This window comes from Sphingomonas sp. (assembly GCF_045810705.1).
Lineage (GTDB): Bacteria > Pseudomonadota > Alphaproteobacteria > Sphingomonadales > Sphingomonadaceae > Sphingomicrobium.
In genome coordinates, this window is the sequence record NZ_JBJMVI010000003.1 from 54,080 (window position 1) to 66,504 (window position 12,425).

The 12,425-nt window shown below is 65.6% G+C and carries 16 protein-coding genes and 1 other RNA gene; 9 read left to right on the forward strand and 8 right to left on the reverse strand.

The genetic code is table 11. The annotated features are described in order from the left end of the window. Positions 1-23: 23 nt before the first annotated feature. Entirely contained in the window at positions 24-788 is a 765-nt protein-coding gene (locus tag ACJ8FR_RS01625) for a class I SAM-dependent methyltransferase (RefSeq protein WP_407826859.1), read from the forward strand. Next, positions 785-2,068 carry a dicarboxylate/amino acid:cation symporter gene (locus ACJ8FR_RS01630; protein WP_407826860.1) on the forward strand — a complete coding sequence of 428 codons (1,284 nt, stop codon included), beginning with the start codon at positions 785-787 and terminating at the stop codon, positions 2,066-2,068. Before ACJ8FR_RS01625 ends, ACJ8FR_RS01630 begins: the two co-directional genes overlap by 4 nt. Here the strand turns inward: ACJ8FR_RS01630 and ACJ8FR_RS01635 are convergent. Both ACJ8FR_RS01635 and ACJ8FR_RS01640 read right to left on the reverse strand, forming a co-directional pair. Further along, positions 2,065-2,811, reverse strand: coding sequence for a LytR/AlgR family response regulator transcription factor (locus ACJ8FR_RS01635; RefSeq protein WP_407826861.1), 747 nt, complete (start codon positions 2,809-2,811; stop codon positions 2,065-2,067). The two genes, ACJ8FR_RS01630 and ACJ8FR_RS01635, sit on opposite strands and share 4 nt — an antisense overlap. Next, positions 2,798-4,030, reverse strand: a complete 1,233-nt coding sequence (locus ACJ8FR_RS01640) for a sensor histidine kinase (RefSeq protein WP_407826862.1) — start codon at positions 4,028-4,030, stop codon at positions 2,798-2,800. The genes ACJ8FR_RS01635 and ACJ8FR_RS01640 overlap by 14 nt, the downstream gene beginning before the upstream one ends. 143 nt (positions 4,031-4,173) lie before the next feature. Between ACJ8FR_RS01640 and ACJ8FR_RS01645 the strand changes: the two genes are divergently transcribed. Next, a complete protein-coding gene (locus tag ACJ8FR_RS01645; RefSeq protein ID WP_407826863.1) occupies positions 4,174-4,401 on the forward strand; it encodes a hypothetical protein in 228 nt (75 codons plus the stop codon). A gap of 194 nt (positions 4,402-4,595) precedes the next feature. Beyond that, on the forward strand, positions 4,596-5,147 hold the full coding sequence (locus ACJ8FR_RS01650) for a hypothetical protein (protein WP_407826864.1): 552 nt from the start codon (positions 4,596-4,598) through the stop codon (positions 5,145-5,147). A gap of 3 nt (positions 5,148-5,150) precedes the next feature. Here ACJ8FR_RS01650 and ACJ8FR_RS01655 read toward each other — a convergent pair whose 3' ends face one another. From ACJ8FR_RS01655 to murC, 3 genes are read right to left on the reverse strand one after another with little or no spacing between them, the layout of a single operon-like run. Next, entirely contained in the window at positions 5,151-5,657 is a 507-nt protein-coding gene (locus tag ACJ8FR_RS01655; protein WP_407826865.1) for a 5' nucleotidase, NT5C type, read from the reverse strand. Then, complete coding sequence (locus ACJ8FR_RS01660) at positions 5,657-6,034, reverse strand: hypothetical protein (RefSeq protein WP_407826866.1); 378 nt, start codon at positions 6,032-6,034, stop codon at positions 5,657-5,659. The genes ACJ8FR_RS01655 and ACJ8FR_RS01660 overlap by 1 nt, the downstream gene beginning before the upstream one ends. Beyond that, positions 6,034-7,431: a UDP-N-acetylmuramate--L-alanine ligase gene (gene murC, locus ACJ8FR_RS01665; protein WP_407826867.1), complete on the reverse strand. Its 1,398-nt coding sequence runs from the start codon at positions 7,429-7,431 to the stop codon at positions 6,034-6,036. The genes ACJ8FR_RS01660 and murC overlap by 1 nt, the downstream gene beginning before the upstream one ends. A gap of 187 nt (positions 7,432-7,618) precedes the next feature. Between murC and ACJ8FR_RS01670 the strand changes: the two genes are divergently transcribed. From ACJ8FR_RS01670 to ACJ8FR_RS01680, 3 genes are all read left to right on the forward strand, one after another. Beyond that, positions 7,619-8,356, forward strand: a complete 738-nt coding sequence (locus tag ACJ8FR_RS01670) for a hypothetical protein (RefSeq protein ID WP_407826868.1) — start codon at positions 7,619-7,621, stop codon at positions 8,354-8,356. 49 nt (positions 8,357-8,405) lie between these two features. After that, positions 8,406-9,218 (forward strand): LD-carboxypeptidase, encoded by an 813-nt coding sequence (locus ACJ8FR_RS01675; RefSeq protein WP_407826869.1) that lies wholly within the window; start codon positions 8,406-8,408, stop codon positions 9,216-9,218. A gap of 75 nt (positions 9,219-9,293) precedes the next feature. Further along, positions 9,294-9,560 carry an SWIB/MDM2 domain-containing protein gene (locus ACJ8FR_RS01680; protein ID WP_407826870.1) on the forward strand — a complete coding sequence of 89 codons (267 nt, stop codon included), beginning with the start codon at positions 9,294-9,296 and terminating at the stop codon, positions 9,558-9,560. An 84-nt stretch (positions 9,561-9,644) separates the two neighbouring features. On the opposite strand, the gene ACJ8FR_RS01685 is transcribed toward ACJ8FR_RS01680, so the two are convergent. Next, the gene (locus ACJ8FR_RS01685; protein WP_407826871.1) at positions 9,645-10,385 is read right to left on the reverse strand and encodes an NUDIX hydrolase; all 741 of its coding nucleotides are present in this window, start codon (positions 10,383-10,385) and stop codon (positions 9,645-9,647) included. 18 nt (positions 10,386-10,403) lie between these two features. After that, positions 10,404-10,739, reverse strand: a complete 336-nt coding sequence (locus ACJ8FR_RS01690; RefSeq protein ID WP_407826872.1) for a hypothetical protein — start codon at positions 10,737-10,739, stop codon at positions 10,404-10,406. On the opposite strand from ACJ8FR_RS01690, the gene ssrA reads away from it, so the two are divergent. Then, positions 10,725-11,107, forward strand: a transfer-messenger RNA (tmRNA) gene (ssrA, locus tag ACJ8FR_RS01695). The genes ACJ8FR_RS01690 and ssrA overlap by 15 nt on opposite strands. Before the next feature lie 56 nt (positions 11,108-11,163). Further along, positions 11,164-11,961, forward strand: coding sequence for a hypothetical protein (locus tag ACJ8FR_RS01700; RefSeq protein WP_407826873.1), 798 nt, complete (start codon positions 11,164-11,166; stop codon positions 11,959-11,961). A 12-nt stretch (positions 11,962-11,973) separates the two neighbouring features. On the opposite strand, the gene mscL is transcribed toward ACJ8FR_RS01700, so the two are convergent. Then, positions 11,974-12,399, reverse strand: a complete 426-nt coding sequence (gene mscL, locus ACJ8FR_RS01705) for a large conductance mechanosensitive channel protein MscL (RefSeq protein WP_407826874.1) — start codon at positions 12,397-12,399, stop codon at positions 11,974-11,976. Positions 12,400-12,425: the final 26 nt, after the last annotated feature.

A 12,425-nucleotide genomic window follows, 5' to 3' on the forward strand; every position in this document is an offset into this window, starting at 1 on the left:
ATCGCAGCCCCGGGGGATGTTCCATGCGCTATCGCTCGCTTGCCGCAGTTTCGCTCTTTCTCGCCGCCTTGCCTGTTGCCGCGACGGCGGCGCCGCAATCCTCGAGCCTGGCGGCGGCCCTGACCTCACCCGATCGGCGGCCCGACAATGTCAAACTGGACGAGGGCCGCAAGCCCGCCCAAGTCCTGCAGTTTCTCGGGCTCCGCCCCGGCATGAAGGTGCTCGATCTGTTTGGGGCCAATGGCTATTGGGCCGAGATCATGGTCCCGGCGATCGGTCCGAAGGGTCATGACACCGTGTGGCAGCCGACCCAGTTCTTCGGCGACAAGGGCAAGGCCTATTTCGCCGGCTTCATGGCCAAGCACCCGAACGTCACGCTGGTCACTTCGCCGTTCGAAGCGCCGAACCTGCCGAAAGACTACGCCGACTTCGTCATCCTCAACAACAACTACCACGATAATTACTGGGTCTCGGACCGGTTCAAGATCCCGAAGATGGACCCCAACGCGTTCCTGAAGGCGGTCTACGCCGCGATGAAGCCGGGTGCGGTGATCGGTGTCATCGATCATGTCGCAGCTCCGAACAACGACACTCGCGCGACGGTCGACAAGTATCACCGGATCGACCCGAACGTGATCAAGGCGGACTTCAAGCGCGCCGGCTTCGTGCTGGTCGGGAGCAGCGACCTGCTGCGCAACCCGGCCGACGACCACAGCCTCGAAGTGTCCGATCCGAAGATTGCCGGCCACACCGACCGCGTGATCTTCAAGTTCAAGAAGCCGAGTTGACCGAGCCGGCGGGCAAAGCGACGGCGGCGGGAGGCGCCCGCAACTTCCGCGCTTATTACGTGCTCGCAGCGCTCGTTGCCGGGCTCGTCGCGGGGATGCTGGCGAACCGGATCGGCCAGGCGCCGCGCGACGACGCGCTCGGCGTGGCATCCTTTGTCGGCACGTTGTGGCTTAACGCGCTCAAGATGACCGTCATCCCGCTGGTCGTCGCGCTGCTCGTAGTCGGCATCGCCAAGAGCGCCGAAGCGGCGCAGACCGGCCGCGTCGCTGGCCGCGCGATGTTGTGGATCGTCATCATCTGCACCGCCTCCGCGGTGTTCGGAGCGATCGCGACTGTCGTTCTCACGGACGCTTTCCCACTGCCGCGAGAGACGGCGGCACTTCTCCAGACCGCGCTCGGCAATGTCGACAAGACGGCGGCGGGGACGCTTCCCGGGCCGGCGGAGTTCTTCAAGGGTGTCATCCCCCCGAACATCTTCGCCGCGGCGAACAATGGCGACGTCCTTCCGCTGACCGTCTTCGCGCTATTGTTCGGGCTTGCGCTGACGCGGCTGGCGGCGCCGGGACGGCGTTCGGTCGTCGGGCTGTTCGAGGCGATCGGCGATGGGTTCGTGGTCATCATCGACTGGGTGCTGGTCGTTGCGCCGCTCGGCGTCTTCGCGCTCGCGTTCACGGTCGGCGCCGCGGCCGGCGGCGCGGCGTTCGCCGGGCTCGGCCATTATGTCGTGGTCATCTCGGTTATCGGCGTGCTCGTGACGCTCGCCGCTTATCCGCTCGCCGTGATCGCCGGCAATGTCCGAATGGGCGAGTTCACGCGCGGCTTGATCGCGCCGCAGACGGTCGCGATTTCGACCCGCTCATCGCTCGCCTCGCTCCCGGCGATGCTTACCGCTTCGCGAGCCATGGGCATTCGGGACGAAGTCGCCGACGTCACCCTTCCCATCGCGGTGGCCTTATTTCGCGCAACCGGGCCGGCGATGAACGTCGCCGTTGCCTTCTACGTCGCGCACTGGCTCGGGATTCAGCCGAGCCTGTCGCAGATGATCGCGGCGACCGCGGTCGGTGCGGTGATGAGCTACGGCGCCGTCAGCTTGCCGGGCGAAGTGAGCTACATCAGCTCAATTGCGCCAATCGCGTTCGCGCTCGGGGTGCCGATCGCTCCGCTCGGGCTCCTGGTAGCGGTCGAGATGGTGCCCGACATCTTCCGCACGGTCGGCAACGTCACCCACGACGTGGCCCTTGCGAGCATCGTCGATCGAAGCGCCGGCGCCCGCGCCTAGCGGCCGGCAATAACGCGGACGCGATCCGAATAGAGCCGACCGACCGGCTGCTCGGTGGCGTCCGAGAGCCGGGCGATCCAGCGGCCCGACGGGTTGCGGGTGAAGCCGGCGATGAAATCCTTGCGCACGATTGCCGAGCGATGGAGCCGGACGAACAGCTCGGGGTCGAGCCCCTCCTCGAGCGCTGCCATCGAGTGGTGGATCAGCCAGCTGCGCCGGCCGACGTGGAGCCGCATGTAATCGCGCTCGGCCGAGACGCGGTCCACGTCGCGCGCGGCGATGCGCACCAGCCCCGACATGTCCGACGCCCAGAATTCATCGAGCCATCGCGATCCCTTGCCCGCGGCGGGCTGGGTGCTGCGCTGCTGGAGATAGGCACGGGCGCGGTCGAGCGCGCGCTGGAGCCGGTTGGGCTCGACCGGCTTCATCAGATAGTCGACAGCCTCGACTTCGAACGCGGCGACGGCGAACTGGTCGAACGCGGTGACGAAGACCACGGCGGGCGAGGGGCTTTGGGCCGCGAGCGCCCGGGCGACGCCGATCCCGTCCAGCCCCGGCATGGCAATGTCGAGCAGCAGGACATCGGGATGGAGCGCCTCGGTCAGGTTGATGGCGCTGTCGCCGTCGCTTGCCGTCCCCACGAGCTGCGCACCCTCGGCGCGCGCGAGCAGCAGCTGAAGCCGCTCGGCCGCCAAAGGCTCATCGTCCGCAATCAGGACGCGGAGCGGCTTAGTCTCGACCATCGGTCTCGACCGGCATCGTCAGCGAGACCTTGTACCCGCCCCCGCTCATCGGCCCATAACGGCAGCTCGCGCGGTTGCCCCAACGCGCGTCGAGGCGCTGGCAGACGTTGGCGAGGCCGAGCCCGGTCCCTTCGTGAGTCGCGGCAGGCAGCTCGTCCTTGCCGCCATGCTTGAGCCGGTTGCTGATCTCGAGCGCCATCCGGTTATCAGCCAGCCTGCGCGCCGCGATCCGGACGATCACCGCCTTCCGGCTTTTCGATACGCCATATTTGATCGCGTTCTCGACGATCGGCTGGAGCAGCAGCGCCGGCAGGCGTGCCTGTTCAAGATCCTTGGGAACGTCGATTTCGACCGTGAGCCGGTCGGGAAAGCGCGCCATCTCGATATCGAGATACAGGCGTTGGAGGTCGATCTCCTCCTCCAGGCTGACGTCGGCGCTTGGGTCGAGCGAGAGGCTGGTGCGGAAGAAGGTCGAGAGCGCCAGAAGCATCGTCTCGGCCCGGTCGGTGCGGCCGGTCATCACGAGCGAGGATAGCGAATTGAGCGTGTTGAACAGGAAGTGCGGATTGACCTGGTAGCGCAGCGCCCGGACCTGCGCGGCCTGGGCCGCGCTTTCCGCGTCGGCCAGCCTTCGCTGGACGCCGAGCGCCTCCGATTGGGCCTGATAAGCAAGGTAGAAAGCGCTCCAGCCGATATAGAAGAACAGCCAGGTGACCGCGATGTCGAGCGCATAGCGGACGCGCTTCATCCAATCGAGCTCGCGCACCTTGGGCATGGTGAGGACCAGCGGTTCCTGCGCGGTGCGCTCGATCCTGATCTGATTGCCTTGCTCCACCACGGTGAAGCCTTCGCGGGCCTGGAACCGAAACTGCTCCTTGCTCTCGTGCATCATGTCTTCGATCATCACCAGCGTGCCGCCCATCACCACCGAGGCAATGGCCGAGCTGACGCCGGCGATGATCGCCTTGCGGCGAATGCTGGAGCGGTTCGCGAAGATACTGATCGCGGCATAGATGAGACCCGTGATGAGCACGCCGATGCCGACAACGATCAGCTTGTTCTGAAGCGTGGTCCACGGGTCGGACCCAAGGAAAGCGCGGATCACGACGGTCAGCGCGTAGAAGCACCAGAAACCGACGATCGATTTCAGCGCGAACGGCCAGTCGGCGAATTGCGTCCGCACCCGGGGTGGAGGCATCATGAGCATTGGTACCGTCATGTCCCAAAACTCCCGCCACGCAAACCACCGCCTGCCCATTGGCAGAACCGCCGGCGCAGCCGGTCGAAACGAGCCGGTCTGCGGAACGTCGGCGCCTCTCCGGTCGTTTCCGGGCTGCAATGTTAGGGCAAGGAGATCCGGCTGTGAATGCAGCGAAGCAATCGGACTATCCGCCGCCGCCGGTCATCTCGGCTCCGCCTGAGCGCGAGCTCGAGCGGAAGCTCAAGCTCAAGCCCGGCGACCCCGACCTCAAGGCGGATGTCGGCAGCGATGAATCGATGGATGCGTCCGATCCGTCCGCAGCATCGCAGCCAGGCTCTTCCGACGAGCCCGCGCCATCGTCGGGCTTTCCGGAGAATTCGGACGAATAGTGACGGGGGCGTCACAAAAAAGTCTCGCCGTTGCAAATAATCAACAATCCACAGTTTTCCCTTCGGACGTCAATTTCTAGCCTAGACGCGGTGACTCCCCTCTGATTCAATCTGAACGGGGGGTGGGACTGTGGTTAAGTTTCTCGAAACCAATACCGCCGCATGATCCCGCCTGGGAATAAGGAGTCGGGTTCATGATTACGCGGACGAGCCAGCCGGCGAGCGGGGCCATGCTGATCTCCGAAATGAAGGAGTTCGCAGGGTTCAGCAAAGCGACGCAGCGGTACATCCGCCGCTCGCTCGATGTGGCTTATGGGCGCCGCGACCCGATCGAATGCTGGGCCCGCGACGAAGGCGAAGCCGCGTCGATCCGCGCCCAGGCCCGTCTTTACAAGCAGCTCGATCACCTGCGCCTGCAGGTTCCCGACGACAGCGGCCTCGACATGATCGAACCGTTCGTCGGCATGCTGATCACGATTAGCGCGTTCGACCTCGGCCAGGACCGGCTGCCGAATTTCGCCGCCTACCGCTTCCTTTACGAGCGGCTGATCGGCGCTTCGTCGCGTCCGTGGCTGCCGGCGGCCTTTTGTGCCGCCGCGGCGCTGCCGCACCTCCACCCGGATCGCCGTCGGACCTTGCTCCAGTCGATCAGCGAAAGCGCCGCGACCGCGCCCGGTTGGTCGGGCCGCGAGCCGGTGTTCTGGCCGGAGTGGGTCGAGAAGGTCGACCTCAAGACTGCCGCCTAACCGTTAGGTTTCTTCGGGCGCTTTCACCGAGGGAAAAATTTCGGCGAGCTGCTTGAGGCTCTCCCTGGCATTCTTGTGGTGCACGAACATCACGCCCGCAGCTTCATAAGCTTGACGATGGTTCTCGCGGTCGTCGACCAGGACATCGCCCCGTCGCATATGCTTGTGCTTGTCGCGGGCCATGCAAGTGATGATCGGCACGCCGGGGAAATGCTCGGCCGCCCATTCGATTTTTTGCGGAGCGGCCCAGCGGCCGAGCGGGAGGCCGGTGAGGATCGTCGGCTCCAAGTGCTTGACCCCCTCGAACAGCAGCCGCGCATCGGGCATTTCGGGCAGAGTCCCGTAGAAGTTTTTCGCCTGCGCCAGCCGCTTCCAAAAAGCGCCGCGGCCGTGCTTCGCCTCATACTGGCGCGGAGTCATTCCGAGTAGGCGACGCGCGCCTTCGTCGAAATCGGCGAGCACGCCGTCCGCGTCGAGGAACAGGCGCGGCGGGTTCTGGTCCTTCGGCATCAGAAGCGCGCGGGCTCCAGCTCGACGTCGATCGAGGGGGGGAGGGGAACCCAGCCGTTGTCGCGCAGCAGGTCGTTGCTCTCGCGCGCCTTCCGTGTTGGGCCCAGCGACCAGGTGATGTGATAGGTCGAGCCGTCGGGACGATCGGTGGTGCCGTCGAGTTCGACGACCAGGCATTCGAGGCTTTTCCCGTCGTCCGCGCGACCGACGATCCTTGCTTCGGGCTTTCGCGGGAGCGGCGTTTGCGGGGTTGCACCGACGCGCAGGGTCACGTGATCGGCGATCACATTCACATACTTGGGCGGGAAGCGCGCCAGCAGCCCCTCACGCTGATCTGTCGGTAGCTTCCAGCCGGTGACGGTCCCGGGCTTGGCCATCACCCTCCAACGCCAAGCCGGTCGACGAGGTCCCGGGCGAAATCAATCAAAGTGTCGTCGCGCGCGCCCATGATCAGGATCCGGTCGCCCGACCGCGCCTCGGCGACCAGCGCCGTGCCGATCGCCGACCGCTCCGCGATGTGCTCCGCGCGTCTATTGTGGCGCCCGATCTCGCCGGACAGCCAGTCGGACCCGCGTCCCTTGTCGACCGTGCCGCCCTGGTAGACGGGGTCGGGAAGGTACAGGCGGTCGTCCGGCGCCATGCCGTCGGCGAGGCTTTCGGCGAGCGCCTCCCCCATCTTCGCGAGCGGGCCATAGCCGTGCGGCTGGAACATGATCAGCAGCCGCCCCGGCTGCGCGCGCAGCGTCGCCAGCGTCGCGGCGATCTTGTCCGGGTTGTGCGCAAAATCGTCGATCACGGTCACGCCGCCGGCCTCGCCGACGATCTCCAGCCGGCGCCTCAGGCCATCGAACCGCGCGATCGCCGTCACCGCATCTTCGACCCGGACGCCGAGCGCGCGCGCCGCCGTGATCGCGGCCAGCGCGTTCGACGCGTTGTGGCGGCCCGGAACGCCGAGCTGCACCTCGTGCCGGCTCCCCTCGGCCTCAAGGCCAAAGCGCACGCCCTGCGGTTCAAGCTGAAGGTCCTTGCCCATGACATCGGCGGCCGGGCTATCGAACCCGTAGCCGAGCACCTTGTCGCGCGGCACGGTGTCGGAGAGGGCGCGCGTCTCCGGATCGTCGAGGTTGAGCACGGCCTTGCGCGCGGCATTGAGGAAATGGGCGAACAATTGACGAAGCTCGTCCATTTCCTTGTGGTCGAGGCTGATGTTGGTCAGCACCGCGATCTCGGGGCGGTAGAGCGCGATCGATCCGTCGCTCTCGTCGACCTCGCTGACGAACAGCTCCGCGTCGCCGACGAGGGCGCTGGCGAACGGTGCGGACGGCGTCACGAAATTCTTCATCACCGCGCCGTTCATCACGGTCGGCTGGCGGTGGCAGGCGTGAAGGATCCAGCCGATCATCCCGGTGACCGTCGACTTGCCGCTGGTGCCGCCGACCGCGACGCTGCGCTGCGCCGAATTGAGTAGTCGCGCGAGGAACTCCGGCCGGGTGAGGTGGGTCAGGCCAAGCTCTTTCGCTCGAACGACGTCGGGCACGGTCGCCTCCACCGCCGCCGAAGTGACCAGGGTCATCCCAGGCTGCAGCCCGGACCCGTCCTGGGGGAACAATTGGATCCCGAGCGAGCGCAGATAATCGAATTTGTGCGGCGTCCGCCCGGCGTCGAGCGAGCGATCGGAGCCGGATACCTTGGCGCCGCCGGCGCGGACGATCGACGCGAGCGGCAGCATCCCGCTGCCGCCGATGCCGCTGAAAAAGACTGGAGAATCGATCATGTCGCGGCCCTATTGGAGGGCGCTGCCGAATGCCAGCACACCGCGTGCGCCGCAGCGTGGGCTGGCTGCGGCAGAATGCAGGATCGGCGGTCGCTACGACGGCCGCGAGTTGGCATTCTTCCGACATCCGGGGAGGTGGTTCGTGGGACGATTGAGATTGATTTGGGCAGGCTTTGCCCTGGCATTTGTGAGCGCGGGCTCGCTGGCCCAGCAGACCGTGCCGGACCAGCCGCCGCCGCCGGTTCAGCAGGCAAGACCCGACCAGGCCCCCGCGGCGACCTATGTTCCGCCGGCGCCGCCGCCCTTCCCGAACTTCGGGCGGCAGCCGAGCGTCCGTCATCATGGCGCCGTCGCCCATAGCCGCCGCCACATCGCGCCGCACCACGCTCCGGCGAGCACTCGGCACCGCAAGGTTTCGAATCGCAGCCACGTGAGCAAGCGGCATCGCGTGACGGTGCATCGCCACGCCGCCGGGCATCATCACGCGGTGAAAGCCGCTTCGCATCATCAGGCGAAACATGGCCGTGCGACCGACAAGCACCAGGTCGGCAAGCGCAATCATCATGTTGCGGCCAAGGATCGGCACCAGGAGCGGAAAAGCGCAAAGAAAGGTCATCATGAGGCGGGCAAGGCACTGACCACGACGAAAAAGGGCCGTCACGACGCGGCCAAGGCGCTGACGACGACGAAAAAGAGCCGTCACGACGCGGCGAAGGCGCTGACTACGACGAAAAAGAGCCGTCACGACGCGGCCAAGGCCCGTAAGGACGCGAAGCGCGTGGCGAAGAAGAGTCGCCATCAGACGGCCGCGGATCGCAAGGAAGCGAAGCACGCGGCGAAATCCGTCCGCCACGATCGGACGATCACGAAGCCGCAGCGTAAGGCCCAGGCCAAGAAGCCGACCCGGAAGCGCCGCTCGTCCTGATCTCACGCCCATTGCGCAGATCGGGCAGGTCCATCCATAAGTCCCGGCCATGCGCATCGCCGTCGTCGCCCCGAGCTGCAGGCTCAAAGAAGAAGCGGCCGGGGCCGTCGAGAAGATCGTGGCCGGGCGCGGCGACTGCGAACTCGCCATCCACCCGCAATGCTTCCTGTCCGAAGGCCATTTCGCCGGCCCCGACGACACCCGGTTGGCGGCGCTTCGCGAGGTGATGGCCGATCCATCGGTCGACGCCGTGTGGTTCGCGCGCGGCGGATATGGGTCGAACCGCATCGCCGAGGCGGCGCTAGCCGATTTGCCCGCGGCCGCGCGGTCAAAGCTCTACATGGGATATAGCGACGCCGGCTTTCTCCACGCCGGCCTTCACAAAGAGGGCGTCGAAGTGGCGTGGGGACCGATGCCGCAGGACGCGCTTCGAGAGGGTGGAGCGGCGGCCGTCAACCGGGCGCTCGACTGGATGGTGCGGCGCGATCCTGCCGCGCTCGAGCCGGGGCTCGACGGGCCGGCGATGGCCTTCAACCTGACGGTCCTATCGAACCTGCTCGGGACGTCGCTCGAGCCCGACTTTACCGGCGTCGATCTGCTGATCGAAGATGTCGGCGAGCATCTCTATCGGATCGACCGTTCGATGTTCCATGTGACCGCCGGCGAAGCCATCAGGAAGGTGCGCCGAATCCGCCTCGGCCGCGTTACCGACATCTTGCCCAACGATCCCGATTTCGCGGGTGACGAGACAGATATCGTCAAGGATTGGTGCCGCCGTTCGGGCATTCAATACGGCGGCCGCGCGGACATCGGTCACGACAGTTACAACCGGGTCGTTCCGTTTCTCTTGAGAAACGACTGAATTTCCCTCTGTCGAAGCATTGCCAAGCGGGCTGCTTTGCGCTCTATCTCAGAGAGGAACAACAGGAGGGCCAACATGGCACAAGGCGCACGTAAGGCAGGGGGCGGACTGGCCCGCCCGGTTCAACCCTCGGCGGATCTCGCCCCGATCACCGGCAGCGCGCCGTTACCGCGCAGCCAGGTGGTTTCGAAAGTGTGGGAGCACATTCGCAAGAACAACCTGCAAAACCCGCAAAACAAACGGGAAATCATGGCCGACGCGACACTCAAGAAGGTCTTTGGGGGCAAGGACCGGGTGAGCATGTTCGAGATGAACAAGCACCTGTCGAACCATCTGAAATAAGCTCGACCAGCTTTGAGACCGGAAAGGGACCCGCCGGGGCGGGTCCCTTTTTCGTTTCCGCGGTCCGCGACTCGGCTGCTCCGATCAGCCGCGCCAAACACTTTCGAGCCGTTCCTGGGTCACCGGATAGCCGAGATTGTCGGGAATGGTGATGAAACGCTCGCCGTCGCGCTCCTCCACCCACGGAGTCACCGGCACGATGTCGTGCGCCAGCGCGTCAGCCCGAATGGCTTCGAATGACCGATGCTGCGCCAGCCTCTCGAGGGTGCGGCGAGTCGGGAAGATGAGCCGCGCTGCGCCGCGGCGGTCGCGCTCCAGCACGTCGGATGCGCTCAGCCATTCCGCGCCCGCGCATTCGCCCTCGATCACCTGCGGTGGCCATTCGCCGGGCGGGCAGCGCGCGATGAAGAACAAGGTGTCGAACCGGCGCACCGCATGGAACCTCGGGACCCAGCGCGCGAACGGGGTCAGAGCCGCCGGGTCGAGCTTGAGGCCGAGGCCGTCGAGCAGGCCGGCGAACGGCTGGTCGGCGACGAGCGCATCCTGCAACCCGCGGGCAGCCGCTGCATCCGGCACGGGCGAGACGCCCGCGGGCACTGCGGTTTCTTCGATCGTTTCGCGGATTGCCGCAACGGCGGCGGGATCGGCGCCGGTTTCCGCAGCGAGCTCGCCGTCGGCGGCGTCGATGCGGCCGCCGGGAAAGACCAGCGCCCCGGCCGCAAAGGCCATGCCGCCGGCGCGTTCGACCATCAGCAGCTCGGGCAAGCCGCCGGGCGGCTCACGCACCAGAATCAGCGTCGCCGCGGGAATGGCCTCATCGCTCATCGTCCCGCGCGGGCCGGCCTACATGCCGCTGACGTTTTGCTCGTCGGCTTCGCGTGGATTGACGGTGTTGTCGGCCGCCGCGTTCAGCTCGTTGGCCGCATTTAGCGCATTATTCGCTGCAGCCTGTGCATTGGCTGCGTCCATCGCCGCCTGGTTGGCGAGCTCATTGAGCTGGTCGGCATTCGGCTGATTAAGCTCGGCATTCTGAACCGCGTCCTGGTTGTCCCTGTTGCATGCAGCAAGGGTGAGCGCAGCGGTCCCAGCAATCACAAACGCAAGTCTTTTCATCACTTTCGATACCCCGTGAAACCGTTTGGCCCGGTCAGCCATATCAGCGGCATGCTTGAGATTCACGCGCAAAATCCCTATCTAGGCCCTGCCGGTTCGCCGGCTATGTCGGTAGAATGTTGCGTGGAATAGGCACTTCGGACCCGGGGGGCAGTACCCCGGCGCCTCCACCACCAACGGCGCGGTCGCACCGTTGCTGATGGGGGCGATATAGGATCGACGAGTGCAATAAAGGCGCGATTGCCGATCGGTATGGATGCCACCGTGACGGCTCATAAACACAAGTGCCAACGATAACGAGGCGCTCGCTCTTGCTGCGTAACTGACGTCCTAACGGACTGAAGTTACAAGGCTAAAGCGCGGTTGGACCCCACCGGGCAACAGAAGGGGATTCCAGCGGTTCGGGGAGCACCGGGCAACAGAAGCTCCCCACTTTCTTCCCCCCGCAATCTTCGTGCGCTACGCTCCTCACCCAAGGGGGGGACGCGCAATGCATCATTGGACCAAGCGCCTGTTCGCGCTCGCGGCACCGCTGCTGCTCACCGGCTGCCTGTGGGGGCCGGGCCATTTCAATTCCGGCCTGACCCTGCGCAAGGACGGGGGCTTCGTCCTCGATTACCGCGGTGAAATCGTGCTGCAGCTTCCGCCGGATGCCGACAAGGGCGCGCCGTGGAGCGACGACATGGCCGCCTGCTCGATATCCGACGGCAAGCAAATGCACCCACATCCCTGCACAAAAGCCCAGATTGCGACCCAGAAGGAGGGCTATGAGAAGCGCGCGGCGGACAAGCGCAAGGAAAGCGAGGGGATGGCCAAGGCCTTTGGGCTGCCAGGACTCGACGACGAATCCAACCGCGCCTTCGCAGCCAAGCTGTCCAAATATTCCGGGTGGCGGTCAGTGATCTATCGCGGCCGCGGCGTGTTCGACGTCGACTACCATTTCGAAGGGCGGGCGACGCAGGACTTCCTGTTCCCCGCGCTTCCCGACAACAATCTCATCATCCCCTTTGTCGCCTTGAGGCGCCGCACCGACGGTTCCGTGCTGGTGACGGCGCCGGCATTTACCGGCGGAGCTGGGCCGATGAGTGCCGCCGCGGCGGGCGCGGGCGACATGGCCAAGGGCGGACCGGTTTCGCGCGCGGAAGGCCGGTTCACGGTCATCACCGACGGCGAAATCCTGACCAACAACAGCGAGGACGGCGCGGCGCCGCATCCGATCGGCAGACAGCTCCATTGGGACGTCAGCCCCGCGTCGAACAAGATCCCGGAAACGCTGATCCGGCTTTAGCCCTCAGGCCACTCAGGCGCGCTTCTTCAGTTCGTCCCTGATCTCGATCAGGAGCTCGATCTCGCTCGGGCCGGCCGGCCCTTCGTCGCGCCTGCGCATCATCCTGGTCGCCCAGCGCACCATCAGGAAGATGATGAAGGCGAGGATCACGAAGCTGACGACTTCGGTCAGGAACGCGCCCCAGCCGAGCACCGGTGCGCCGGCTTTCTTGAGCGCGGCATAATCGGTCATCGACCCGTGATAGTCCGCGGGCACGGGGCCGAGCAGCAGGAAATGGCTCGAAAAGTCGAGCCCGCCGAAAATCCTGCCGATGATCGGCATGATGATGTCGTCGGTCAGGCTGGTGACGATCTTGGCGAAGGCCGCGCCGATGATCACGGCGACGGCGAGGTCGAGCACGTTGCCCTTGGCGATGAATGCGCGGAAGTCGTTCAGCATGTGTCCCCCTTGGCTGCAACGGAACA

Coding starts and splice junctions, on each gene's coding strand:
- ACJ8FR_RS01625 (WP_407826859.1), top strand. CDS start 24: ATGCGCTATCGCTCGCTTGCCGCAGTTTCGCTCTTTCTCGCCGCCTTG.
- ACJ8FR_RS01635 (WP_407826861.1), bottom strand. CDS start 2,811: ATGGTCGAGACTAAGCCGCTCCGCGTCCTGATTGCGGACGATGAGCCT.
- ACJ8FR_RS01640 (WP_407826862.1), bottom strand. CDS start 4,030: ATGACGGTACCAATGCTCATGATGCCTCCACCCCGGGTGCGGACGCAA.
- ACJ8FR_RS01650 (WP_407826864.1), top strand. CDS start 4,596: ATGATTACGCGGACGAGCCAGCCGGCGAGCGGGGCCATGCTGATCTCC.
- ACJ8FR_RS01655 (WP_407826865.1), bottom strand. CDS start 5,657: ATGCCGAAGGACCAGAACCCGCCGCGCCTGTTCCTCGACGCGGACGGC.
- ACJ8FR_RS01660 (WP_407826866.1), bottom strand. CDS start 6,034: ATGGCCAAGCCCGGGACCGTCACCGGCTGGAAGCTACCGACAGATCAG.
- murC (WP_407826867.1), bottom strand. CDS start 7,431: ATGATCGATTCTCCAGTCTTTTTCAGCGGCATCGGCGGCAGCGGGATG.
- ACJ8FR_RS01675 (WP_407826869.1), top strand. CDS start 8,406: ATGCGCATCGCCGTCGTCGCCCCGAGCTGCAGGCTCAAAGAAGAAGCG.
- ACJ8FR_RS01680 (WP_407826870.1), top strand. CDS start 9,294: ATGGCACAAGGCGCACGTAAGGCAGGGGGCGGACTGGCCCGCCCGGTT.
- ACJ8FR_RS01685 (WP_407826871.1), bottom strand. CDS start 10,385: ATGAGCGATGAGGCCATTCCCGCGGCGACGCTGATTCTGGTGCGTGAG.
- ACJ8FR_RS01700 (WP_407826873.1), top strand. CDS start 11,164: ATGCATCATTGGACCAAGCGCCTGTTCGCGCTCGCGGCACCGCTGCTG.
- mscL (WP_407826874.1), bottom strand. CDS start 12,399: ATGCTGAACGACTTCCGCGCATTCATCGCCAAGGGCAACGTGCTCGAC.